The organism is Pseudomonas sp. LPH60, from assembly GCF_030718165.1.
Classification (GTDB): Bacteria; Pseudomonadota; Gammaproteobacteria; order Pseudomonadales; family Pseudomonadaceae; genus Aquipseudomonas; species Aquipseudomonas danubii.
The window spans coordinates 510094-535220 of sequence record NZ_JAVAJH010000002.1 but is presented as its reverse complement, the minus strand read 5'-3'; the positions used below and the strand labels follow the sequence as shown (position 1 = coordinate 535220).

Below are 25127 nucleotides of genomic sequence, written 5' to 3'. Positions count from 1 at the left end.
TCAAGGTCAACCCTGGGCCTGCTCCAGCGCTACGCCGGCACCGGTCAGCCCGGAATAGGGCGCCGTCACCAACCACACCGGAATGCCCTTGAAGTAGTCGCTCATGCAGCCCTTGTCGGCAAAACTCCTGGCAAAGCCGCTGTGGATGAAGAAGTCGGCGAAACGGGGAATCACCCCGCCGACGATATACACCCCGCCCCGCGCGCCCGTGGTCAGCACGTTGTTGCCCGCCACTCGCCCCAGCCAGCAGCTGAACTGCTCCAGCACTTCCCGGGCAATCGGGTCGCCAGCAAGCCCGGCAGCGGTGATGGCTTCCGGGGTATCGAGGCGCGGCTCATGGCCGTCCACCGCACAGATCGCCCGGTACACCCGCGGCAATCCACTGCCGCTCAAAGCAGTCTCGGCGCTGACATGGCCAATTTCATCGTGGATGTGCTGCCACAGCTGGGTTTCCCGCGGGCTGCTCAAGGGCAGGTCGACATGCCCCCCCTCCCCCGGCAAGGCCATGTAGCGGCCGTCGCCGAAATTCAACAGGGTACCGACGCCGAGACCAGTGCCCGGACCGATCACCACCGCCGGACGCAAGGGCTCGGCAACGCCTTCGCAGACCACGCGAAACTCATCGGGCTGCAAGCGGGTCATGCCCAGGGCCATGGCCGAGAAGTCGTTGACCAGCAGCAACTGCTCCACCTGCAAGGCCTGGCAGAACGCCTGACGGCTCAGGCGCCAGTGGTTGTTGGTAAAACGGAACTCATCGCCGCTGACCGGACCGGCCACCGACAGGCATACCGAACCGATGGCACCCAGGGCCAGGCCCTGGTCTTGCAGGTACGCCTTGATGGCGTCTTCCGGGCAGCGATAGTCCGCCGTTGCATGGACCTGGATCGCGTCCAGTTGTTGGTCTTTCCACAACGCGAAGCGCGCGTTGGTGCCACCGATGTCACCGACCAGGGCCAGTTTCAATTAAGCGTCTCCAGAGCAGAGGTAAAGGCGCTGGCGCCCTGCTCTGCCGAGCTGAAGGCCATGCGCATGAAAGCGAAGAGTTCACGACCGGTGCCGACGTTGTTGCCCAACAGGCCCTTGGCCGGTTCCCGGGCGGCGAATTCGGCGGCGTCGACCTTGAGTTCCAAGGTGCCCTTGACCCCGTCAACGCGAATGATGTCACCGTCCAGCACCCGAGCCAGCGCACCGCCGACCTGGGCTTCGGGGCTGACATGAATCGCCGCCGGAATCTTGCCCGAGGCACCGGACATACGTCCATCGGTCACCAGCGCCACCTTGAAGCCACGGTCCTGCAGCACCCCGAGGAACGGGGTCATCTTGTGCAGCTCGGGCATGCCGTTGGAGCGCGGGCCCTGGAAGCGCATCACCGCGACGAAATCTTTTTCCAGCAGGCCGGCCTTGAAGGCGTCGGCCAGGTCCTGCTGGTCCTGGAACACCACCGCCGGGGCTTCGACGACCTGATGCTCGGGGGCCACCGCGGACACTTTCATCACCCCGCGGCCCAGATTGCCTTCCATGACCCGCAAGCCGCCTTCCGGAGAGAAGGCCCGGGCCACCGGCCGCAGGATGTTTTCATCGAGGCTTTCGATCGGGCCTTCGCGCCATACCAGCTTGCCGTTATCGAGGAACGGCTCCTGGGTGTAGCGGCTCAGGCCGCGGCCGGCCACGGTATTGACGTCCTCGTGAAGCAGGCCGGCTTCCAGCAGTTCACGGATCAGGAACGACATGCCGCCCGCTGCCTGGAAGTGGTTGATGTCGGCCTTGCCGTTGGGATAGACGTGGGACAGGGTCGGCACCACCTCGGACAGATCGGCCATGTCCTGCCAGGTCAACTGGATGCCTGCCGCCTGGGCAATGGCCGGCATGTGCAGGGTGTGGTTGGTGGAACCGCCGGTGGCGTGCAGAGCGACGATGGAGTTGACCAGGCAACGCTCGTCGACGATTTCGCCAATGGGCGTGAAGCTGCCGCTCTGCTTGGTCAGGCGCGTGACCTGCTGCGCCGCCTCATGGGTCAGGGCGTCGCGCAGCGGCGTGTTGGGGTTGACGAACGAGGCGCCCGGCAGGTGCAGGCCCATGACTTCCATCAGCAACTGGTTGGTGTTGGCGGTGCCGTAGAAGGTGCAGGTGCCCGGGCTGTGGTAGGACTTCATTTCCGACTCCAGCAGCTCCTCGCGGCTGGCCTTGCCTTCAGCGTAACGTTGGCGCACATCGGCCTTCTGCTTGTTGGAAATCCCCGACACCATCGGCCCGCCCGGGACGAAGACCATCGGCAGATGACCGAAGCGCAGGGCGCCCATCATCAGGCCCGGGACGATCTTGTCGCAGATCCCCAGCATCAGCGCCGCGTCGAACATGTTGTGCGACAGGGCCACGGCCGTGGACAGCGCAATCACCTCGCGGCTCGGCAGGCTCAACTCCATGCCGGCCTCGCCCTGGGTCACGCCATCGCACATGGCCGGGGTGCCGCCAGCGAACTGGCCCACCGAACCGATCTCGCGCAGGGCTTTCTTGATCTGCTCGGGAAAACGCTCGTAAGGCTGGTGAGCCGACAACATGTCGTTATATGACGAAACAATTGCCACGTTGGCCGCATTCATCATCCGCAGGCTGTGTTTGTCGTCGGCGCCACAACCGGCCACGCCGTGGGCGAAGTTCGCACACTGCAGCTTGCCGCGCTGCGGACCATCGCTGGCGGCACCGCGAATCAACGCCAGATAGGCCTGGCGAGTGGCGCGACTGCGAGCGATAAGCCGTTCGGTGACCTCAAGAACGCGGGGATGCATATGTAGAACTCCAGGCTAACGGATGTGGCGACCTGTTTGTCTATGCTGATCAGAAGCCCCGCCACCGAGGGACAGTGGAGGACATTTCTGACCATTTGGACCAGTTGATTCAGGTCACTCGTTGTAGATAAGACAAAATATTGCCACTAAAAAGGCTTGTTTTCTATTTCTATGCGAATAATCTTGTAATTCCAACAACAAATTTAACGACAGGCGTTTGCACATGACTCTTCGAATCGCAATCAACGGTTTTGGCCGTATTGGCCGTAACGTCCTGCGCGCACTCTATACCCAAGGCTATCGTCAGGATCTGCAGATCGTCGCCATCAACGATCTGGGGGACAGCGCGATCAATGCCCACCTGCTGAAGTACGACACCGTCCACGGCACTTTCGACGCCGAAGTCCAGCACGACCAGGAAAGCCTGACCGTCAACGGCGACCGGATTGCCGTCAGTGCCATCCGCAACCCGGCCGAACTGCCCTGGGCCGCGGAAAAGATCGACGTGGTCTTCGAATGCACCGGCCTGTTCACCGACCGCGCCAAGGCCGCTGCCCATCTTACTGCCGGCGCCCGCAAAGTGATCATCTCGGCCCCGGCCAAAGGCGCCGACGCCACCGTGGTCTACGGGGTCAACCACGACATCCTGCGCCAGTCGCACCAGGTCATTTCCAACGCTTCGTGCACCACCAACTGCCTGGCCCCGGTGGCCCAGGTGCTGCACCGCGAGCTGGGCATCGACAACGGCCTGATGACCACCATCCACGCCTACACCAACGACCAGAACCTCACCGACGTCTACCACAGCGACCCCTACCGCGCCCGCTCGGCTACCCAGAACATGATCCCGAGCAAGACCGGCGCCGCTGAAGCCGTGGGCCTGGTGCTGCCGGAGCTGGCGGGCAAGCTGACCGGCATGGCAGTGCGGGTACCGGTGATCAACGTATCGCTGGTGGACCTGACCGTGACCCTCAAGCGCGACACCACCGCCGAAGAGGTCAACGCCCTGCTCAAGAGTGCCAGCCAACATTCGAAGATCCTCGGCTACAACACCCTGCCGCTGGTCTCCAGCGACTTCAATCACAACCCGCTGTCGTCGATCTTCGACGCCAACCACACCAAGGTCAGCGGCGGTCGCTTGCTCAAGGTGCTGGCCTGGTACGACAACGAGTGGGGCTTTTCCAACCGCATGCTGGATAACTGCCTGGCCCTGTGCAACGCGGAATAAAACGGATATTCGTCGATGATCGGTATCAGTTTTACCCAAAAGACCATGGCGGCGCGCAAGCGCATCGCCCTGGTCGCGCATGACCACTGCAAGGTCTTTCTGCTGGACTGGGCCGAACGACAGAAGTCACGCCTGGCCGAACATGAACTGCTGGCCACCGGCACCACCGGGCTGCTGCTGAGCAAACGCCTGGGACTGCCGGTGCACAGCATGATCAGCGGCCCTCTGGGCGGCGATCAGCAACTGGGCGCGCAGATTGCCGAACAGCGGGTCGACCTGCTGGTGTTCTTCTGGGACCCCTTCGAACCCCAGCCCCACGATCCGGATATCAAGGCCCTGCTGCGCGTGGCGGCGGTGTGGAACATTCCCGTGGCCTGCAACGAGTGCAGCGCCGACTATCTGCTCAGCAGCCCACTGATGAGCCAGGCCCATGAACACCGGATTCCCGACTACCAGGCGTACCTGGCCGCTCGGGGATAAATCACACAAGGCTTGACCACTGGCGCAGATGACAATCATTATCATCTGCTGCAAAAATGGATCAGGCCTTGCTGTGAGTCAATCGCACTTCAACCACGTCTTCCTCACTCAACGAATTTCTCTGCTGCGAACGCTGGAGCGGATGGTCAACAACCACAGCACCGCCGAAGACCTGCTGCAGGAAACCTATCTGCGGGTGACCCGCGCCCTCAGCGAGCGGCCAATCACCCACCTTGAGCCCTTCGTGTTCCAGACTGCACGCAACCTGGCGCTCGACCACCTGCGGGCCCGGCGCATCCAGGGCCGCACCCTGCTGGAAGATGTGCCACCGGAGGTGGTGGAGAGCGTCGCCGCTCCCCTCAGCAGCGCCGAGGACGCAGCCCACGCCGAGCAATTGCTCGAACGCCTGAACCTCAGCCTCGGTCAGCTCAGCCCGCGCCAGCAGCAGATCTTCATCCTCAGCCGCCTGCATGGCCACAGCTATCAGGAGATCGCCGACGCACTCGGGGTGTCGCTGAGCACCGTGCAAAAGGAACTGAAATTGATCATGGCCATCTGCATCGGCGTCGCCGAACGTCTCGACGGCCAGTGAGTCTCAACCGCTGAGCACAATGACTGCGTCAGCCCCAGGCCTTTGTTAACCTTGGCCGGCTTTCGCTCTCTCTTGAAAAAACAGCTGCGCACAGACGCCGCCGAGGAACACCCGTGACGGATTTTCACAGCGCCGAGCCGCCCACCCCTGCCGGCTCGCACTCAAGCACCCTTGCCATGGATCAGGCGCTGGATTGGCTGATCGAGCTGGAACATCCGAACGAGGAACAGGTGCGCCAGTTTCATCAGTGGCTGGCGGCTTCACCGCTCAATGCCCAGGCCTTCGAAAAGGCCCAGGCCATCTGGAACGGACCGCAAGTGGCGCTCTGTGCCCAGGCCCTGGCCGCCCCTGCACCGAAGGTTTCACGCCTGGCTCGCCTGCGCCCCCACTGGAAGCCCCTGGCCACCGCCGCAGTGCTGGTGCTTGGGCTGTTCAGCTTCAGCAACCTGCCCCTGCGCCTGCAGGCCGACCACCTGACCCTGGTGGGTGAACGCCAGCGCCTGCAACTGGAAGACGGCTCGAAAGTCCTGCTCAACACCAACTCGGCGTTTTCCAGCCAGATCAACGATCACCAGCGCGTGGCTCGGCTGTACCAGGGCGAAGCTTTCTTCGAGATCCCCGCCACTCTCGGCCGGCCCCTGGAACTGGACGCCGGTCCGGTCAAGGCCAGCGTGGGCGACACCGCCTTCGCCGTGCGCTATCTGGACGGCATCGCCCAGGTCCAGGTGCAACGCGGCGATATCGACCTGCGGGCGACCCACGCCGACCAGCGCATTCGCTTGAGGGCCGGAGAAAGCGTACGCGTCGGCCCTCAGGGGTTTGAGCGCCCGGCCAAGCTCGATGCTGGCAAGGACCTGGCCTGGGTCGAGGGGCGCCTGGTGTTCGAGAACTGCCCCCTCAATCAGGTGCTGGCGGAACTGCGGCGTTATTACCCGGGCTGGATCGTCAACAACAACGAACAGTTGGCAAGTGTTGCGGTCACCGGCAACTACCGCCTGGACCAGCCCCTGGATGTGTTGCGATCCCTGGCCCATATCACCTCGGCGCGACTCTCGGAATTCCCGGCGCTGGTGATTCTCAACTGAGAATAATTATTTTTACGCGATAGCCATGGGTCATACGTCTCGTTATAGCCAATGCAACTGATTCGCATTTTTAATGCGCGTCTGCACCTATAAGATTCGTGCGACCCGGAGCGCTCTCGATGTCCCCTCGCCTCAACAGCCGATCCTCTGTTCCCTGTACCCGTCTGCAGAACTGCACGCTGTCGCTGCTCACCGCAGCGATCCTGCTGGCCGGCGCTCACGCCACGCCTGTCATGGCCGCCGATGCCCCGGCGCCTTCCAGCCAGCGCATGGGCAACTACAACTTCGCCATTGCCGAGCAACCGCTGGTCTCGGCGCTCAATGCCTTTACCGCGGTCACCGGCTGGCAAGTGGGCCTGCCCGCCGAGCTGGGTTCCGGCGTTGCCTCCCCCGGCGTACGCGGCTCGCTGCCGCCGGAAAAGGCCCTGGATCGGCTGCTCGGCGGCACCAGCCTGAGCTACCGCAAACTGGGCAACAACAGCATCGTCCTGGAGAAGCGCAGCGGCGCCAACGTGGTGAACCTGCAGCAAGTGACCATTAGCGCTACCCGCCAGGAGCAGGACATCAACTCGGTGCCGAGCACCGTGAGTGTGCAGACCCGGGAAGAACTGGACCGCCAGAACGTCAACACCATCAAGGAACTGGTGCGCTACGAGCCTGGGGTTTCCGTCGGTGGTGCAGGTCAGCGCGCAGGACTCAGTGGCTACAACATCCGCGGCATCGACAGCGACCGGATTCTCACCCAGGTCGATGGCGTGGAAGTGCCAGATCACTTCTTCAGCGGTCCCTACGCCAAGACCAACCGCAACTATGTCGACCCGGAAATCGTCAAGCGCGTGGAAATCCTCCGTGGCCCGGCCTCGGTGCTCTACGGCAGCAGCGCCATCGGCGGCGCCGTCAGCTACTACACCCTGGACGCCGACGACATCATCAAACCCGGCCAGGACTTCGGTGCGCGCCTGAAAACCGGCTATAGCTCGGCTGATGAAAGCTGGCTGAAATCCGCCACCGTCGCCGGCCGGGCCAGCGACTTCGACGCCCTGCTGCACCTGAGCCGGCGTGATGGCCACGAAACCGAGTCCTATGGCAGCAACAACGGCACCGGCCTGAACCGCACCGCCGCCAACCCGGAAGACGCCCGCACCACCAACGTCCTGGCCAAGCTCGGCTGGAACTATGCACCGGATGCTCGCCTGGGCCTGACCTACGAAAAGTACAAGGATGACCGCGACACCAACCAGAAAAGCGCAGTAGGCGGCCTGTTTCTCAACGGCGTCGGTCAGAACTGGTATCGCTCGCGGGTCGGCAACGACACCATCACCCGTGAGCGCTTCGGCCTGGAAAACAGCTTCGCCGTGCAATCGCCGATCGCCGACCAGATCAAGTGGAGCCTGAACTACCAGGTCGCCAAGACCGACCAGAGCACTTCCGAGCGCTACAACCCGGTCTCGGCGTTCTCCCCCAACGCCCGTGACGTGCTGCGGGAGCGGCAAACCCTGTACCAGGAAAAACAGTGGGTACTGGACGCGCAACTGGACAAGGCTTTCACCCTCGGTGAAACCGAGCATCAACTGACCTACGGCACCACCCTCAAGCAACAGAAAGTCACCGGCTCACGCTATGGCACCGCCACCTGCCTGAAGGTCGGTGCAGGTTGCACCGCCATCGGCGCGCCAAGCCCAAGCGCCAGCGACAGCGTGAAAAAATCCAGCGACTTCCCGGACCCCACCGTCAGCACCTACAGCCTGTTCGCCCAGGACCAGATCAGCTGGAACGCCTGGACCTTCACCCCTGGCCTGCGCTACGACTACACCCAGCTCAAGCCGAAACTGACCCAGGAGTTCCTCAATGTCGCCAACCCTACCGGCAACTTTCCGGTCAGCGACGACAAGAAGACCTGGAATCGGGTTTCACCCAAGTTCGGCCTGACCTACAGCTTCGACGAGCACTACACGGCCTATGGCCAGTACTCCGAGGGCTTCCGCACGCCGTCGGCCAAGGCGCTCTACGGCCGCTTCGAAAACCTCGCCACCGGGTACGTGGTCGAGCCCAACTCCAACCTCAAGCCGGAAACCAGCAAAGGTTATGAAACCGGCCTGCGCGGCAACTTCGACGCGGGCTCCTTCGATGTCTCGGTGTTCTACAACCAGTACCGCGACTTCATCAACGAAGACGCCATCACCGCCGGCGCGCTGCAATCGGTGATCCAGAGCAACAACATCAAACACGCCACCATCAAGGGCGCCGAAGCCAGGGGCCGTCTGAACCTCGATGCCTTCGGTGCACCACAGGGCCTGTACAGCATCGGCTCGCTGGCCTACGCCTACGGTCGCAACAATGACAACGGCGAGCCGATCAACAGTGTCAACCCGCTCAAGGGCGTATTTGGCCTCGGCTACGACCAGGACAACTATGGCGCGCTGCTGAGCTGGACCCTGGTCAAACGCAAGGACCGGGTCGACAACAGCACCTTCAAGGCCCCGGATGGCCGCGCCACCAGCGGTCAGTTCAAGACACCGGGCTACGGCATCCTCGACCTCAGCGGCTTCTACAAGGTCACCGATGACCTGACCCTGAACGCCGGCCTGTACAACCTGACCGACAAGAAATACTGGAACTGGGACGACGTGCGCGGCTACGACAGTGTCGGTGAGGCCGGACAAACCGCACCCGCCAACCTCGACCGCCTGACCCAGCCCGGCCGCAACTTCTCGGTCAACCTGGTGTGGGACATCTGACCCCAGACCGCCTCACTGCCCTTTTTCATCCGGGGCAGTGAGGATTTTTTACTGTGTCGCGTCTTCTTGTTCGTCTAGTCACTAAGTGCCTCTCATTCTCAAGGACATCTGCATGACCTCCCAGGATTCCTCCCAGCGTCATCACCTGCGCTCCCAGCGTCTGAACCAGATCACCCACGAGCCCCATTCCAAGCTCGACGCCCTGGTCAAGGCCCACGCACCGTTTGAAACCCAGGGCGCCTTCGCCCGCTTCGTGGTCGCCCAATACCTCTTCCAGTCGGAACTGGTGGACCTGTACAACGATGCCGAACTGAACCGCATCGTGCCTGACCTGGCCGAGCGCTGCCGCGCCGAAGCGGCCAAGGCCGACCTGGCGGACCTGGACACTGAAGTGCCAGTACCGGTAGCCGGCGCTGTGCGCAACCCGAGCAAGGCCGAAGCCCTGGGCTGGATCTTCGTTTCCGAGGGTTCCAAGCTCGGCGCCGCGTTCCTGATCAAGCGCGCCGTGGGCCTGGGCCTGAGCGAAACCTTCGGCGCCCGGCACTTGGGCGAACCGGCCGGTGGCCGTGCCGAAGGCTGGAAGACCTTCACCCGCATCCTCGACGGCCTGGAGTTCACCGCCGAAGAAGAAGCCGCTGCGGAAAAAGGTGCCCTGGATGCCTTCAACCGCTTCACCGTACTGCTGGAGCAGGCTTACTCCAGCGCCGCGCAACCGGCCTGACCCCGACGTTGTGGGCACGGTGGCGGCTGACCCCTCTGCCCTGCCCACAGCGGTATTCTGTCGGCCGGCATCTTCCCCGGATTGAGCCACACGACGCGTTACCTCATCATCGAAGCCATGACCCCCACTCGCCCCACCTCGTCGAAAATATCCCGCCTGCTGTTTGGCGTGCTGGCCTATATCAGCCTGGCTATCGGCCTGATCGCCATCGTCGTACCGGGCCTGCCGACCACCGAATTCATCCTCCTGGCCGCCTGGGCCGCTACCAAGAGTTCGCCACGCCTGAGTGCCTGGATGGAGAACCACCGGCTGTTGGGCCCGATCCTCTGCAACTGGCGCAACGGCCGGATTGTCAGCCGCAAGGCCAAAGTCAGCGCCACCCTCAGCATGCTGCTGTGCGCCGGCCTGATGCTGACCCTGCTCAATCATCACTGGACGATGTACGCCGCCATCGCCGGCATGACCCTGGGCAACCTGTGGATCTGGTCGCGCCCCGAAGCCCTGCCGCAAACCTGCACCCCGCCTCTGTAACAGCCCGCTTGCCGGGCAGAGCGCCCTCAGCATTGGCATGAGCTTCACGGACCTTTCCGCTGGTAATCCGGGCTTACGCGGCGAAGGCCTCATACCTACCGTTCGTCGGCTAAACCTCACGCAAAAGCTGGCCAAGCCGATGTTCCAAACATGGCGCTGAAAGGACTTGGCGACCGCAATCAACCGATTCCGTGCTTACCATCCGTCCTTTCGCGAGATCGCCTCATGCTCGACTCTCTCTCCATCCGCCTGAAAATCGTGCTGTTGTCCGGACTGTGCCTGTTGGGCGTGGTGGCGCTGATCGTCGGCATGAACATCTATCAAAGCCAGCAGAACAACCAACTGGTCAACACCTCCAGCACGCAGATGCTGACGGCCGGTGTCGAGGACCTGCTACAGGCCAAGGCAGCCGAACAAGCGGCACACATTCAGAAGACCTTCGGCGAAAGCCAGCTGGTGATCACCGCCCTGGCGGATCAGGTCCGGGACTTGCGAGACCTGGCCAACCAGCGCGGCCTGGATGCTGCAGCGCTGCGCGAAGAACTCAACCGCAGCCTGAAAACCGCCTTCGAGCGCAACCCAAAGGTGCTCGGCATCTGGCTCGCCTATGAGCCCAATGCCCTGGATGGCAAGGACAGCGAGTTCGCCAACGATGCCACCCGGGCCTCCAACGAGCGCGGACGTTTTGCCAGCTATTGGAGTCGCGCAGGTGGCCAGCAACTCAATACCGTGATGGCTGAGGAGGACATGACCAAGACCACCCTCAACCTCAGCGGCACACCCTACAACATCTGGTACACCTGCCCCCGGGACACCCGACGCACCTGCTTGCTCGATCCCTATGCCGACACCATCGGCCAGGACAAGAAACAAGTGCTGATGACCACCATCTCCCTGCCCCTGCTGGTGGACGGCAAGGTGCTGGGCGTGATTGGCGTCGACATCGCCCTGGACTCCCTGCAAGCCGCCGCTGTCGAGGCGCAGCGGGACCTGTTCGACGGAGCCGGGCACATGATGATCCTCGCCGGTAGTGGACTGCTGGCCGCTGTCGGCGCCGATGTCGGCCAGGTCGGCAAGAACATCAATGAAACCTTTGGCGCCCAGGGCAAGGACATCCTCGCAACACTCAGCGGCAGCCCATCGAAAATCTTCCAGCAAGGCGACCTGATCCGCGCGGTCTATCCCTTCAGCCCGATTGCCGATGCCAAGGCCTGGGGCGTGACCATCGACCTGCCACAACAGGTACTGCTGGCGGACTCGGTCAAGCTGCAAAACCTGCTGGATCAAGCCCAGACCAGCGGCACCCTGAAAACCCTGCTGGTCGCCGTCGGTGCCGGCCTGCTGGGCCTGCTGTTGATGTGGCTCAGCGCCTCCGGCGTGACCCGGCCGATCAACAGCGTGGCGCAGATGCTCCAAGCCATCGCCAGCGGCGACGGCGACCTGACCCAGCGCCTGAACTACAGCAAGAAAGACGAACTGGGCGAGCTGGTGAGCTGGTTCAACCGTTTCCTCGACAAGCTGCAACCGACCATTGCCCAGATCAAGCAAAGCATCATCGAGGCCCGCGGCACCGCCGACCAGTCTTCGGAAATCGCCCGCCAGACCAGCGAAGGCATGCAGGTGCAGTTCCGCGAGATCGACCAGGTGGCCACCGCCTCCAACGAAATGAGCGCCACCGCCCACGAAGTCGCCAGCAGTGCGTCCAACGCCGCCCAGGCCGCCCGTGGCGCCGACCAGTCGGCCAAGGAAGGCATGAGCATCATCGAACGCAGCACCCGGGACATCAGCCTGCTGGCCGACGAGGTGAGCAAGGCGGTGGGTGAAGTCGAAGCCCTGGCGGTGAGCAGCGAGCAGATCGGCTCGGTGCTGGAGGTGATCCGCAGCATCGCCGAGCAGACCAACCTTCTGGCCCTCAACGCCGCCATCGAGGCGGCCCGTGCCGGAGAAAGCGGTCGCGGCTTCGCGGTGGTCGCCGATGAAGTGCGCAACCTGGCCAAGCGTACCCAGGACTCGGTGGAGGAAATCCGCGTGGTGATCGAACGCATCCAGAGCGGCACCCGCGATGTGGTCAGCACCATGCACGCCAGCCAGAGCCAGGCGCAGAACAACGCCGGACAGATCCAGCAAGCGGTCCAGGCCCTGGGCAAGATCAGCGACGCGGTCACCGTGATCAGCGACATGAACCTGCAGATCGCCAGCGCCGCCGAGGAGCAGAGCGCTGTGGCCGAAGAGGTCAACCGCAACGTCTCGGCGATTCGCAGCGTGACCGAAACCCTGACCGAGCAAGCCAGCGAGTCAGCCCAGGTCAGCAGCCAGCTCAATGCCCTGGCGACCCAGCAGATGAAGCTGATGGATCAATTCCGGGTGTAACACCAGGCCTTGCCCCCAAGCTCAGGGGCGCTGTCGCTCAAGGACGATCGACAGCGGCGCCTGTTGCATCACAACTTCAGCAAGCCGCTGTACAACCCGTAAGCCGCCAACAACGCCCCCATGAGCACCGCGCAAAAAATCAGCTTCTCCAGCGCCGTGAACAACGGCTCGCCCTGCTCACGCTTGGCCTTGGCGAACAGCACCACGCCGGGGGCATAGAGCAGCGCCGACAGCAGCAGGTACTTCAAGCCGCCGGCGTACAACAGCCAGATGGCGTAGCTCAGGGCCACGACGGCGATGAACAGGTCCTTCATCCGCTCCCGGGAGGCTTGCTCGTAGGTTTCCCCACGGCCGCTGAGCAACACCGCGTAGGCCGCCGACCACAGGTAGGGCACCAGGATCATCGACGATGCCAGATAGATCAGGCTGGTATAGGTGCCGGCGGAAAACAGGGTGATCAACAGGAAGATCTGGATCATCACGTTGGTCAGCCACAGGGCATTGACCGGCACATGGTTGGCGTTCTCCTTCTTCAGGAACGCCGGCATGGTCCGGTCCCGGGCGGTCGCGTAGAGAATCTCCGCGCACAGCAGGGCCCAGGACAACAGCGCCCCCAGCAGGGAAATCGCCAGGCCAATGCTGATCAGCAAGGCGCCCCAGGGGCCGACGATATGTTCCAGCACTGCTGCCAGGGAAGGGTTCTGCAGCTTGGCCAGCTCCGGCTGGCTCATGATCCCCAGGGACAGCACATTCACCAGCACCAGCAGCGCCAGCACCCCCAGGAAGCCGATCACCGTGGCCCGCCCGACGTCCGCGCGCTTCTGCGCCCGGGCCGAGTAGACGCTGGCGCCCTCGATGCCGATGAACACGAATACCGTGACCAGCATCATGTTGCGCACCTGGTCCATCACCCCGCCAAAATTCGGATTGCTGCGGCCCCAGATATCGCGGGTGAAGATGTCGGCCTTGAACGCCACGGCCGCAATGACGATGAACATCACCAGCGGCACAATCTTCGCCACCGTGGTCAATTGGTTGATGAACGCCGCCTCCTTGATCCCACGCAGCACCAGAAAGTGCACGGCCCACAGCAGCAATGACGCACAACCGATGGCCACCGGGGTATTGCCCTGGCCGAACACCGGAAAGAAATAGCCCAGGGTGCTGAACAGCAGGACGAAGTAGCCGACGTTGCCCAGCCAGGCACTGATCCAGTAGCCCCAGGCGGACGAGAAGCCCATGTAGTCGCCGAATCCGGCCTTGGCATAGGCATAGACTCCGGAATCCAGCTCCGGCTTGCGGTTGGCCAGGGTCTGGAAAACGAACGCCAGGGTCAGCATGCCCACAGCGGTAATTCCCCAGCCGATCAGCACCGCACCGGCATCGGCCCGGGCGGCCATGTTCTGCGGCAGGGAAAAGATCCCACCGCCAATCATGGAACCCACGACCAGAGCGATCAGTGCACCGAGTTGAAGCTTCTGCGCCGGTTGTGTCATCCCTACCTCTGCCTCAGTGAGTCGATCTGGCGATAAACCTGAAGTTTATTAAATAACGTCTACAAACGTGCGTCTAACAGTAACAGTCAATTAATCATCCTTTATCCGCACTGGCTTTAGATACCCTGCAGAAGACACTGAATAACCGAGTGTTTTGTTCTGTATATGTACTAAGTGCCATCATCAGCAAGTGATTATTAAACACCGGTAAAGATTTGCACATTCTGCAAAAGGGTCTAGTTTCAAACATCGTCGGCAATGAGAACTCCTACTGATTAGGAGATCATAAAGCGTCTGGAATGGCCCTTTCAGGGCAGCATTCTACCTCCCGTAATAAATCTTAAGTCATTCATTCACAACGGAATGTAGCGATGAACTGATCTAAGTCAGCTGTTCGGATTGCCAGCAGATTTACTCTGAAGTCTCTCTTCTCCTGCATTGGAGTCACGCAATGTCTGAATCCCCCGGTAAACTAAGACTGGGCGCCTTAGTCGCCCTGGTAGTGGGTTCCATGATTGGCGGCGGGATCTTTTCCTTACCGCAAAATATGGCAGCCAGCGCCGATGTCGGTGCAGTTCTTATTGGTTGGGCAATTACCGCTGTCGGCATGTTGACCCTGGCATTTGTCTTCCAGACCCTGGCCAATCGCAAACCTGATCTGGACGGTGGCGTATATGCCTACGCCAAGGCCGGATTCGGCGACTACATGGGTTTCTCGTCGGCATGGGGCTACTGGATCAGCGCCTGGCTGGGCAACGTCGGCTACTTCGTCCTGCTGTTCAGCACCCTGGGCTATTTCTTCCCGATCTTCGGCGAGGGCAACACCCCGGCCGCGGTGATCGGCGCCTCGATCCTGCTCTGGGCCGTGCATTTTCTGGTGCTACGCGGGATCAAGGAAGCGGCCTTCATCAACCTGGTGACCACGGTGGCCAAAGTAGTGCCGCTGCTGCTGTTCGTGCTGATTGCCCTGTTCGCCTTCAAGCTGGACATCTTCACCGCTGATATCTGGGGCGTGAAGAACCCGGACCTGGGCAGCGTGATGAACCAGGTGCGCAACATGATGCTGGTCACCGTCTGGGTGTTCATCGGCATCGAGGGCGCGAGCATCTTCTCGTCCCGGGCGGAAAAACGCTCGGACGTGGGTAAGGCCACTGTCATCGGCTTCATCACCGTGCTGCTGTTCCTGGTGCTGGTGAACGTGCTGTCCCTGGGGATCATGACCCAGCCGGAACTGGCCAAGCTGCAGAACCCGTCCATGGCTGCCGTGCTGGAGCATGTGGTGGGCCACTGGGGCGCGGTGCTGATCAGCGTCGGCCTGATCATCTCGCTGCTGGGAGCGCTGCTGTCCTGGGTGCTGCTGTGTGCGGAGATCATGTTCGCCGCGGCCAAGGACCACACCATGCCGGAGTTCCTGCGCCGCGAGAACGCCAACCATGTACCGGCCAACGCCCTGTGGCTGACCAATGCCATGGTGCAGATCTTCCTGGTCATCACTTTGTTCTCGGCCAGCACCTACCTGTCGCTGATCTACCTCGCCACCTCGATGATCCTGGTGCCCTATCTGTGGTCCGCGGCCTACGCAGTGCTGCTGGCGGTGCGCGGCGAAAGCTACGAACAGGCCCTGGCCGAGCGCAAGAAGGACCTGATCATCGGCGGCATCGCCCTGCTCTACGCGATGTGGCTGCTGTATGCCGGCGGGGTCAAGTACCTGCTGCTCTCGGCCCTGCTCTACGCCCCCGGCGTGGTGCTGTTCGCCAAGGCCAAGATGGAACTGCACAAACCGATTTTCACCAACGTCGAGAAGCTGATTTTTGCCGCGGTGGTCATAGGCGCCCTGGTGGCGGCCTACGGGCTCTACGACGGCTTCCTGACCCTGTAACACCGCCTTTCAAGCAACACCCCGATTGTTTTGTCTCTGGAGGATCACAGTAATGACCACGGAAAAAGTTAAGTACGGCGTCCATTCCGAAGCCGGTAAACTGCGCAAAGTCATGGTTTGCTCCCCAGGCCTGGCCCACCAGCGGCTGACCCCGAACAACTGCGACGAACTGCTGTTCGATGATGTGCTGTGGGTGGCCCAGGCCAAACGCGACCATTTCGACTTCGTCACCAAGATGCGCGAGCGGGACATTGATGTGCTGGAAATGCACAACCTGCTGACCGACATCGTCGCCATCCCCGAAGCCCTGGACTGGATTCTGGAGCGCAAGATCACCGCCAATCAGGTCGGCCTGGGCCTGGTCAACGAAGTCGGCTCGTGGCTGCGCAGCCTGGAACCACGCAAGGTCGCCGAGTTCCTCATCGGCGGCGTCTCCGCCGACGACCTGCCCAGCAGCTTCGGCGGCAAGACCATCGAGATGTTCCGCGACTTCCTCGGCCACTCCAGCTTCATCCTGCCGCCGCTGCCCAACACTCAGTTCACCCGCGACACCACTTGCTGGATTTATGGCGGCGTGACCCTGAACCCGATGTACTGGCCGGCGCGACGTCAGGAAACCCTGCTGACCACCGCCATCTACAAATTCCACCCCGAGTTCACCCACGCCGACTTCCAGATCTGGTACGGCGACCCGGACCAGGAACACGGCAATGCCACCCTGGAAGGCGGCGACGTGATGCCGATCGGCAATGGCGTGGTCCTGATCGGCATGGGCGAACGCTCATCGCGCCAGGCCATCGGCCAACTGGCACTGAGCCTGTTCAAGCACAAGGCCGTGGAGCGCGTGATCGTTGCCGGCCTGCCCAAATCCCGCGCGGCCATGCACCTGGACACCGTGTTCAGCTTCTGCGACCGCGACCTGGTCACGGTCTTCCCGGAAGTGGTGAGCCAGATCGTCGCCTTCAGCCTGCGCCCTGACGAAAGCAAACCGGGTGGCATCGACGTGCGCCGCGAGGAAACCAGCTTCCTCGACACCGTGGCCAAGGCCCTCAACCTCAAGGCCCTGCGCGTGGTGGAAACCGGTGGCAACAGCTTCGCCGCCGAGCGCGAGCAATGGGACGACGGCAACAACGTGGTGGCCGTGGAGCCGGGCGTGGTCATCGGCTACGACCGCAACACCTACACCAACACCCTGCTGCGCAAGGCCGGGGTCGAGGTCATCACCATCAGCGCCGGCGAACTGGGTCGCGGCCGTGGCGGTGGCCACTGCATGACCTGCCCGATCATCCGCGATCCGATCGACTACTAAGCCTTTAGACGACACCCTCTCCGACCGCGCCTACCCGGCGCCGGTCGGACCGATTACCGAATCCGAGGAAAACAATCATGGCGTTCAACATCCACAACCGTAACCTGCTGAGCCTGGAACACCACACCTCACGCGAACTGCGCTACCTGCTGGACCTGTCCCGTGACCTCAAGCGCGCCAAGTACACCGGCACCGAGCAGCAGCACCTCAAGGGCAACAACATCGCCCTGATCTTCGAAAAGACCTCCACCCGTACCCGCTGTGCCTTCGAAGTGGCCGCCTATGACCAGGGCGCCAACGTCACCTACATCGACCCCAACTCGTCGCAGATCGGCCACAAGGAAAGCATGAAGGACACCGCCCGGGTGCTGGGGCGCATGTACGACGCCATCGAGTACCGCGGCTTCAAGCAGGAAATCGTCGAAGAACTGGCGAAGTTCGCCGGGGTGCCGGTGTTCAACGGTCTGACCGACGAATACCACCCAACCCAGATGATCGCCGACGTGCTGACCATGCGTGAACACGCCGACAAGCCGATCCACGAGATCAGCTACGCCTACCTGGGCGACGCCCGCAACAACATGGGCAACTCGCTGCTGCTGGTGGGCGCCAAGCTCGGCATGGACGTGCGCATCTGCGCGCCCAAGGCCCTGTGGCCCCATGACGACCTGGTGCAGCGCTGCAAGCAATACGCCGAGGAAAGCGGTGCCCGCATCACCCTCACCGAAGACCCGAAGGCTGCGGTCAAGGGCGTGGACTTCATCCACACCGACGTCTGGGTCTCCATGGGCGAGCCAGTGGAAGCCTGGGCCGAACGTATCGAACAACTGCTGCCGTATCAGGTCAACGCCCAGCTGATGAAAGCCACCGGCAACCCTCGGACCAAGTTCATGCACTGCCTGCCGGCCTTCCACAACAGCGACACCAAGGTGGGCAAGCAGATCGCCGAGCAGTATCCGCACCTGGCCAACGGCATCGAAGTCACCGACGACGTATTTGAGTCCCCGGCCTGCATCGCCTTCGAGCAAGCGGAAAACCGTATGCACACCATCAAGGCGATCCTGGTTTCGACCCTGGCCGACCTCTAACCCGCCTCCCCCTGCCGGGGCTGACTTGCCAGCGAACCGCTGTTCGCCGGCAAGCCGGCTCCTACAGAGCCTCTAGAAGGACTGCATTATGCGTATCGTCGTTGCACTGGGCGGTAACGCCCTGCTCCGCCGTGGTGAACCCATGACCGCGGACAACCAACGCGCCAATATCCGCATCGCCACCGAACAGATCGCCAAGATCCATCCCGGCAACCAGCTGGTGATCGCTCACGGCAATGGTCCGCAGGTGGGCCTGCTGTCGCTGCAGGCGGCGGCCTATACCCAGGTTTCGCCCTACCCGCTGGACGTGCTCGGTGCTGAGACCGAAGGCATGATCGGCTACATCATCGAACAGGAACTGGGCAACCTGCTGGACTTCGAGGTGCCCTTCGCCACCTTGCTGACCCAGGTCGAAGTGGACGCCAAGGACCCGGCCTTCAAGAACCCGACCAAGCCCATCGGCCCGGTCTACAGCCAGGAAGAAGCCGAGAAGCTGGCCAAGGAGAAAGGCTGGGCCATCGCCCCGGACGGCGACAAGTACCGCCGGGTGGTGGCCAGCCCGAAACCCAAGCGCATCTTCGAGATCCGCCCGATCAAGTGGCTGCTGGAAAAGAGCAGCATCGTGATCTGCGCCGGCGGTGGCGGCATTCCGACGATGTACGGCGAGGACGGCAAGCTCAAGGGTATCGAGGCGGTGATCGACAAGGACCTGTGTTCGGCGCTGCTGGCCGAGCAACTCGAAGCCGATCTGCTAGTGATCGCCACCGACGTCAACGCGGCATTCATCGACTTCGGCAAGCCGACCCAGAAGGCCATCGCCCAGGCCCACCCGGATGAAATGGACAAGCTGGGCTTTGCCGCCGGCTCCATGGGGCCCAAGGTCCAGGCTGCCTGCGAATTTGCCCGGCACACTGGCAAAGTCGCGGTGATCGGTTCACTCTCGGACATCGAAGCGATCGTCCAGGGCAAGGCCGGTACCCGCATCAGCACGGCGCAACCCGGCATCCGCTACCTGTAAGACGCTTGCTGTGAGAACACGGGGCAGGCCCGCTGCCTGCCCTCATTCAAAGCCCTGGAGGAGAGACGCCTATGGCCATGTTTGAGCCCGGTCACCTGCATATAGAGCGCCATGCGCTGAGCAAGGACGACTTCAGCTACAACCTGTGCATCGACTATGAACTGGCCCAGGACCCCAAGGAGGGTCATGGCATGCTGTTCACCCTGCACGGCACCATTGAAGACAAATCCTTGAAAGAGCAGTTCTTCCTGGCCAAGGACCTAGCCTTTGACTTCGCCCGTCACGCCACCCGCATCGCGCAACAGTACGGCTTGCCCAAGAGCGCCAGCATTGCCTCCATGCACAAGTACTACGACGAGATGTTCGAAGACGTACGCAAGCAACTGAACGTCAAGCCCGGCGACCCGATCAACCCCGAACACCTGGCATGACCCCCCTTCTGTAGGAGCCGGCTTGCCGGCACGCCGGCTCCTACAACGCCCCCATCGATTTCGACTAAGGCCCTCGCCCAAGGCATACTGGCGCACTTCAGTGTCCCAGAATCTTCTGTCATCCCATGCGTATCCACGTCAGTTTCATCGACCGCGTCGGCATTACCCAGGAAGTCCTGGCCCTGCTGGGCGGACGCAATCTCAACCTGGATGCGGTGGAGATGGTGCCGCCCAACGTCTATATCGATGCCCCGACCCTGAGCCCCCAGGTACTGGAAGAGCTGCGTGATGCGCTGTTCAACGTACAGGGCGTGCAGGCGGTAACGGTGGTCGATATCCTGCCCGGCCAGCGTCGCCACTTGCAGTTGGACGCCTTGCTGGCGGCCATGACCGATCCGGTACTGGCCCTGGACAGCGCCGGCAAGGTATTGCTGGCCAACCCGGCGCTGATCGCCCTGTATGGTCGTGAACCGGCGGGAGAAAGCGTCGCCGAACTGTTTGCCGATGCCGCACTGCTGGAGGCCCTGCTGGAAAACGGCTTTCGCCTGCCGCTGCGGGAAATCATGGTCAACGGACAGACGCTGCTGCTGGATGCCACGCCCATTACCGATGCCGGCGCGCTGCTGACCCTGTATCAACCCAACCGCATCGGCGAGCGACTCTCGGCCCTGCACCATGATCATGCCGAAGGCTTCGATGCCCTGCTCGGCGAATCCCCGGCAATTCGCACGCTCAAGGCCCGGGCCCAACGGGTCGCGGCCCTGGATGCACCGCTGTTGATCCAAGGGGAAACCGGCACCGGCAAGGAGCTGGTGGCCCGCGCCTGCCACGCCATCAGCGCTCGGCACAGTGCGCCCTTCCTGGCCTTGAACTGCGCGGCGCTGCCGGAAAACCTCGCCGAGAGCGAACTGTTCGGCTACGCCCCCGGGGCCTTCACCGGGGCCCAGCGCGGCGGCAAGCCGGGGCTGATGGAGCTGGCCAACCAGGGCACGGTGTTTCTCGATGAGATCGGCGAGATGTCGCCTTACCTGCAAGCCAAGCTGCTGCGTTTTCTCAACGACGGCAGTTTTCGCCGGGTCGGTGGCGATCGCGAGATCAAGGTCAATGTGCGCATCCTCAGCGCCACCCATCGTGACCTGGAAAAGATGGTCGGCGAAGGCAGCTTCCGCGAAGACCTGTTCTACCGCCTCAACGTATTGAATGTCGAAGTGCCGCCGCTGCGCGAACGTGGCCAGGACATCCTGCTGCTGGCCCGCTACTTCATGCAGCAGGCCTGCGCGCAGATCCAGCGCCCGGTGTGTCGCCTGACCCCGGGCACCTACCCCGCCCTGCTGGGCAACCGCTGGCCGGGCAACGTGCGGCAGTTGCAGAACGTGATCTTTCGCGCGGCGGCCATCTGCGAAAGCAACCTGGTGGATATCGGCGACCTGGACATCGCCGGCACCTCGGTGGCACGGCAGAACGACACCGAAATCGAAAGCCTGGAACAGGCCGTGGAAAGCTTCGAGAAAGAGCTGCTGGAAAACCTCTACGTGCACTACCCCTCGACCCGGCAACTGGCCAACCGCCTGCAGACCTCCCACACCGCCATCGCCCATCGCCTGCGCAAGTACGGCATTCCCAACAAGGCCTGACCTGCCCCCTCACCCGTAGGAGCCGGCTCGCCGGCGAAGAGGCCCTCAAGCCCTGTGTAGTTCATCAGGGTGCCTTCGCTGACAAACCCGCCCCCACACCAGCCCCTCCCTGTCAGAGCCAGTCGCCGATACAGGTCTGAAAACGACCTGCAACTGTACTGAAAGCGCTACAGCGGAACGATTTCGCTACACAGCCTTGTAATCGCTGCCGTGCAAGGCTTTGATCCTCAAAGCCTTTTTTCTACAGCATCAGGTGTAGCGATTTCGCTACACGCGAAAATTTCAGGCCAAAGAGAAAATCACTCAAGCCATTGTTTTTAAAGGACTAAATATTTATTGGCCGTGTTCTTGCTATGGACATTGTCATTCGGCTCGGCCCTGCACGAGCATTCAATCGCGTCCACCAGACGAGTCTGGCCCTTGAGGAGTTTCCATGAGCGAGTTGCGTTTTACTGAAGATCACGAATGGCTGCGTAGCGAAGCGGATGGCAGTGTCACCGTCGGCATCACGGCTTTCGCCCAGAACGCTCTGGGTGATGTGGTGTTTGTGCAACTGCCGGAGCTGCAGAGCTACGACAAGGGCGCCGAAGCCGCCACCGTGGAATCGGTAAAGGCCGCCAGCGGCGTGTACATGCCACTGGACGGTGAAGTGGTCGCCACCAACCCGGCCCTGGAAGACAGCCCGGAACTGGTCAACGAAGATCCGCTGGGTGAAGGCTGGTTCTTCCGCTTCATTCCCGCCGATGCCGCCGCTGTCGGCCAACTGCTTGATCAGGACGCCTACGACCGCCTGATCAAAGCCAGCGCCGAAGCCTGAGGAGCCCGTCATGACCGTCAACCTGACTACCGCCAACGAATTCATCGCGCGCCACATCGGCCCGCGCCAGGCCGATGAGCAGGCCATGCTCAACAGCCTGGGCTTCGACTCCCTGGAAGCCCTGAGCGCCAGCGTGATTCCCGACAGCATCAAGGGCACCAGCGTGCTGGACCTGGGCCAGGGCCAGAGCGAAGCCCAGGCCCTGGCCTCGATCAAGGCCATCGCTGCCAAGAACCAGCTGTTCAAGACCTACATCGGCCAGGGCTACTACAGCTGTCACACCCCCTCGCCAATCCTGCGCAACCTGCTGGAAAACCCGGCCTGGTACACCGCCTACACCCCCTACCAGCCAGAAATCTCCCAAGGTCGCCTGGAAGCCCTGCTGAACTTCCAGACCCTGATCAGCGACCTGACCGGCCTGCCGATCGCCAACGCCTCGCTGCTGGACGAAGGCACTGCCGCCGCCGAAGCCATGACCTTCTGCAAGCGCCTGAGCAAGAACAAGGGCAGCCACGCCTTCTTCGCTTCCGTGCATTGCCACCCGCAAACCCTGGACGTACTGCGCACTCGCGCCGAGCCCCTGGGGATCAACGTGGTGGTTGGCGATGAGCGCAAACTGACCGATGTCAGCCCGTTCTTCGGTGCTCTGCTGCAATATCCGGCGAGCAACGGCGACCTGTTCGACTACCGCGAACTGAGCGAGCGCTTCCACAACGCCAACGCCCTGGTGGCCGTGGCCGCCGACCTGCTGGCCCTGACCCTGCTGACCCCACCGGGCGAATTCGGTGCCGACGTGGCCATCGGCAGCGCCCAGCGCTTTGGTGTACCGCTGGGCTTCGGTGGCCCGCACGCGGCTTACTTCTCCACTCGCGATGCGTTCAAGCGCGACATGCCGGGCCGTCTGGTCGGTGTCTCGGTAGACCGTTTCGGCAAGCCGGCCCTGCGCCTGGCCATGCAGACCCGCGAGCAGCATATCCGCCGTGAAAAGGCCACCAGCAACATCTGCACCGCCCAGGTACTGCTGGCCAACATCGCCAGCATGTACGCCGTGTACCACGGCCCCAAAGGCCTGATCCAGATTGCCCAGCGCATCCACCAACTGACCGCGATCCTGGCCAAGGGCCTGAAGGATCTGGGGCTGGCCGTGGAGCAGGACAACTTCTTCGACACCCTGAGCCTGCGCACCGGTGCCGACACCACCGCGCTGCACGACAAGGCTCATGCCCGAGGCATCAACCTGCGGGTGATCGACGCCGAGCGCCTGGGCCTGTCCCTGGACGAAACCACCACCCAGGCCGACGTTGAAGGCCTGTGGAACCTGCTGGGCGAAGGCAAGGCCGCACCGGACTTCGCTGCCCTGGCGGCTGCGGTCACCAGCAGCATCCCCGCCGCCCTGGTCCGTCAGTCGGCAATCCTCAGCCACCCGGTGTTCAACCGCTATCACTCGGAAACCGAGCTGATGCGCTACCTGCGCAAATTGGCGGACAAGGACCTGGCCCTGGATCGCACCATGATCCCGCTGGGTTCCTGCACCATGAAGCTCAACGCCGCCAGCGAGATGATCCCGATCACCTGGGCCGAGTTCGGTGCTCTGCACCCTTTCGCTCCGGCCGAGCAGAGTGCTGGCTACCAGCAACTGACCACCGAGCTGGAAGCCATGCTCTGCGCCGCCACCGGCTACGACGCCGTCTCCCTGCAGCCCAACGCCGGCTCCCAGGGTGAGTACGCCGGTCTCCTGGCCATCCGCGCCTATCACCAGAGTCGTGGCGATGACCGTCGCGACATCTGCCTGATTCCTTCCTCGGCCCACGGCACCAACCCGGCCACCGCCAACATGGCCGGCATGCGCGTGGTGGTCACCGCCTGCGACGCCCGCGGCAACGTCGATATTGAAGACCTGCGGGCCAAGGCCATCGAGCACCGCGAACACCTCGCCGCGCTGATGATCACTTACCCGTCGACCCACGGTGTGTTCGAAGAAGGCATCCGCGAAATCTGCGGCATCATTCATGACAACGGCGGCCAGGTGTACATCGACGGCGCCAACATGAACGCCATGGTCGGCCTCTGCGCGCCGGGCAAATTCGGTGGCGATGTGTCCCACCTGAACCTGCACAAGACCTTCTGCATTCCCCACGGCGGTGGCGGTCCGGGCGTTGGTCCGATCGGCGTCAAATCGCACCTGGCGCCTTTCCTGCCGGGCCACGCGGCGCTGGAAAACAAGACAGGCGCGGTGTGTGCCGCACCGTTCGGCAGCGCCAGCATCCTGCCGATCACCTGGATGTACATCCGCATGATGGGCGGCGCCGGCCTCAAGCGCGCATCGCAGCTGGCGATCCTCAATGCCAACTACATTTCCCGGCGCCTGGAAGAGCACTACCCCGTGCTCTACACCGGCAGCAACGGCCTGGTGGCCCACGAATGCATCCTCGACCTGCGTCCTTTGAAAGACAGCAGCGGCATCAGCGTCGATGACGTGGCCAAGCGCCTGATCGATTTTGGCTTCCACGCGCCGACCATGTCGTTCCCGGTGGCCGGTACCCTGATGATCGAACCGACCGAAAGCGAATCCAAGGAAGAACTGGACCGCTTCTGCGACGCCATGATCCGCATCCGCGAGGAAATCCGCGCCGTGGAAAACGGCACTCTGGACAAGGACGACAACCCGCTGAAGAACGCTCCGCACACGGCAGCAGAACTGGTGGGCGAATGGTCCCATCCGTACAGCCGCGAGCAGGCCGTGTACCCAGTGGCATCGCTGATCGAAGGCAAGTACTGGCCGCCGGTTGGTCGGGTCGACAACGTGTTTGGCGACCGCAACCTGGTGTGCGCCTGCCCGTCGATCGAAAGCTACCAGGACGCCTAAGCCGTCCATCACAGGAGAGCCGTGCCCCTGCAGATACCGCGTATACCTGTAGGAGCCG

General features: G+C 62.6%; 19 protein-coding genes and 1 pseudogene. 17 read left to right on the top strand and 3 right to left on the bottom strand.

Annotated features, from left to right (window positions below; translation table 11 throughout):
* Window positions 1–6: 6 nt before the first annotated feature.
* Window positions 7–963: a glucokinase gene (locus tag Q8O96_RS08015; protein ID WP_102860595.1), complete on the bottom strand. Its 957-nt coding sequence runs from the start codon at window positions 961–963 to the stop codon at window positions 7–9.
* A complete protein-coding gene (edd, locus tag Q8O96_RS08010; protein WP_102860594.1) occupies window positions 960–2786 on the bottom strand; it encodes a phosphogluconate dehydratase in 1827 nt (608 codons plus the stop codon). The genes Q8O96_RS08015 and edd overlap by 4 nt, the downstream gene beginning before the upstream one ends.
* A gap of 223 nt (window positions 2787–3009) precedes the next feature.
* On the opposite strand from edd, the gene gap reads away from it, so the two are divergent.
* The 9 genes and pseudogenes from gap (at window position 3010) to Q8O96_RS31210 (ending at window position 12531) form a co-directional block, all read left to right on the top strand.
* A complete protein-coding gene (gene gap, locus Q8O96_RS08005) occupies window positions 3010–4014 on the top strand; it encodes a type I glyceraldehyde-3-phosphate dehydrogenase (RefSeq protein WP_102880664.1) in 1005 nt (334 codons plus the stop codon).
* Between the two features lie 15 nt (window positions 4015–4029).
* On the top strand, window positions 4030–4494 hold the full coding sequence (locus tag Q8O96_RS08000; protein WP_102860592.1) for a methylglyoxal synthase: 465 nt from the start codon (window positions 4030–4032) through the stop codon (window positions 4492–4494).
* Between the two features lie 73 nt (window positions 4495–4567).
* Entirely contained in the window at window positions 4568–5086 is a 519-nt protein-coding gene (locus Q8O96_RS07995) for an RNA polymerase sigma factor (protein WP_102860591.1), read from the top strand.
* Window positions 5087–5199: 113 nt separating this feature from the next.
* Window positions 5200–6171, top strand: coding sequence for a FecR domain-containing protein (locus Q8O96_RS07990; protein ID WP_102860590.1), 972 nt, complete (start codon window positions 5200–5202; stop codon window positions 6169–6171).
* A 119-nt stretch (window positions 6172–6290) separates the two neighbouring features.
* On the top strand, window positions 6291–8909 hold the full coding sequence (locus Q8O96_RS07985; protein WP_305948643.1) for a TonB-dependent receptor: 2619 nt from the start codon (window positions 6291–6293) through the stop codon (window positions 8907–8909).
* A gap of 112 nt (window positions 8910–9021) precedes the next feature.
* The gene (locus Q8O96_RS07980; RefSeq protein ID WP_305948642.1) at window positions 9022–9630 is read left to right on the top strand and encodes a biliverdin-producing heme oxygenase; all 609 of its coding nucleotides are present in this window, start codon (window positions 9022–9024) and stop codon (window positions 9628–9630) included.
* Between the two features lie 117 nt (window positions 9631–9747).
* Entirely contained in the window at window positions 9748–10161 is a 414-nt protein-coding gene (locus Q8O96_RS07975; protein WP_305948641.1) for a YbaN family protein, read from the top strand.
* Window positions 10162–10311: 150 nt separating this feature from the next.
* Window positions 10312–11625 (top strand): annotated as a pseudogene (locus Q8O96_RS31215) (chemotaxis protein); the annotation flags it as partial.
* Between the two features lie 150 nt (window positions 11626–11775).
* A complete protein-coding gene (locus Q8O96_RS31210; protein WP_371826170.1) occupies window positions 11776–12531 on the top strand; it encodes a methyl-accepting chemotaxis protein in 756 nt (251 codons plus the stop codon).
* A gap of 68 nt (window positions 12532–12599) precedes the next feature.
* On the opposite strand, the gene arcD (Q8O96_RS07965) is transcribed toward Q8O96_RS31210, so the two are convergent.
* On the bottom strand, window positions 12600–14027 hold the full coding sequence (arcD, locus tag Q8O96_RS07965; protein WP_305948640.1) for an arginine-ornithine antiporter: 1428 nt from the start codon (window positions 14025–14027) through the stop codon (window positions 12600–12602).
* A 451-nt stretch (window positions 14028–14478) separates the two neighbouring features.
* Between arcD (Q8O96_RS07965) and arcD (Q8O96_RS07960) the strand changes: the two genes are divergently transcribed.
* From arcD (Q8O96_RS07960) to gcvP, 8 genes are all read left to right on the top strand, one after another.
* Window positions 14479–15906, top strand: coding sequence for an arginine-ornithine antiporter (gene arcD / locus Q8O96_RS07960; protein WP_115580751.1), 1428 nt, complete (start codon window positions 14479–14481; stop codon window positions 15904–15906).
* Between the two features lie 52 nt (window positions 15907–15958).
* On the top strand, window positions 15959–17215 hold the full coding sequence (gene arcA, locus Q8O96_RS07955) for an arginine deiminase (protein ID WP_102860582.1): 1257 nt from the start codon (window positions 15959–15961) through the stop codon (window positions 17213–17215).
* A gap of 77 nt (window positions 17216–17292) precedes the next feature.
* Window positions 17293–18303, top strand: a complete 1011-nt coding sequence (locus tag Q8O96_RS07950; protein WP_305948639.1) for an ornithine carbamoyltransferase — start codon at window positions 17293–17295, stop codon at window positions 18301–18303.
* 88 nt (window positions 18304–18391) lie between these two features.
* A complete protein-coding gene (arcC, locus tag Q8O96_RS07945; RefSeq protein WP_115580752.1) occupies window positions 18392–19321 on the top strand; it encodes a carbamate kinase in 930 nt (309 codons plus the stop codon).
* 71 nt (window positions 19322–19392) lie between these two features.
* On the top strand, window positions 19393–19752 hold the full coding sequence (locus Q8O96_RS07940; RefSeq protein WP_102860580.1) for a DUF5064 family protein: 360 nt from the start codon (window positions 19393–19395) through the stop codon (window positions 19750–19752).
* 125 nt (window positions 19753–19877) lie between these two features.
* Window positions 19878–21386 (top strand): sigma-54-dependent transcriptional regulator, encoded by a 1509-nt coding sequence (locus Q8O96_RS07935; RefSeq protein ID WP_102860579.1) that lies wholly within the window; start codon window positions 19878–19880, stop codon window positions 21384–21386.
* Between the two features lie 433 nt (window positions 21387–21819).
* Window positions 21820–22203, top strand: a complete 384-nt coding sequence (gene gcvH, locus Q8O96_RS07930; protein ID WP_102860578.1) for a glycine cleavage system protein GcvH — start codon at window positions 21820–21822, stop codon at window positions 22201–22203.
* Window positions 22204–22213: 10 nt separating this feature from the next.
* The gene (gene gcvP, locus Q8O96_RS07925; protein ID WP_305948638.1) at window positions 22214–25069 is read left to right on the top strand and encodes an aminomethyl-transferring glycine dehydrogenase; all 2856 of its coding nucleotides are present in this window, start codon (window positions 22214–22216) and stop codon (window positions 25067–25069) included.
* Window positions 25070–25127: the final 58 nt, after the last annotated feature.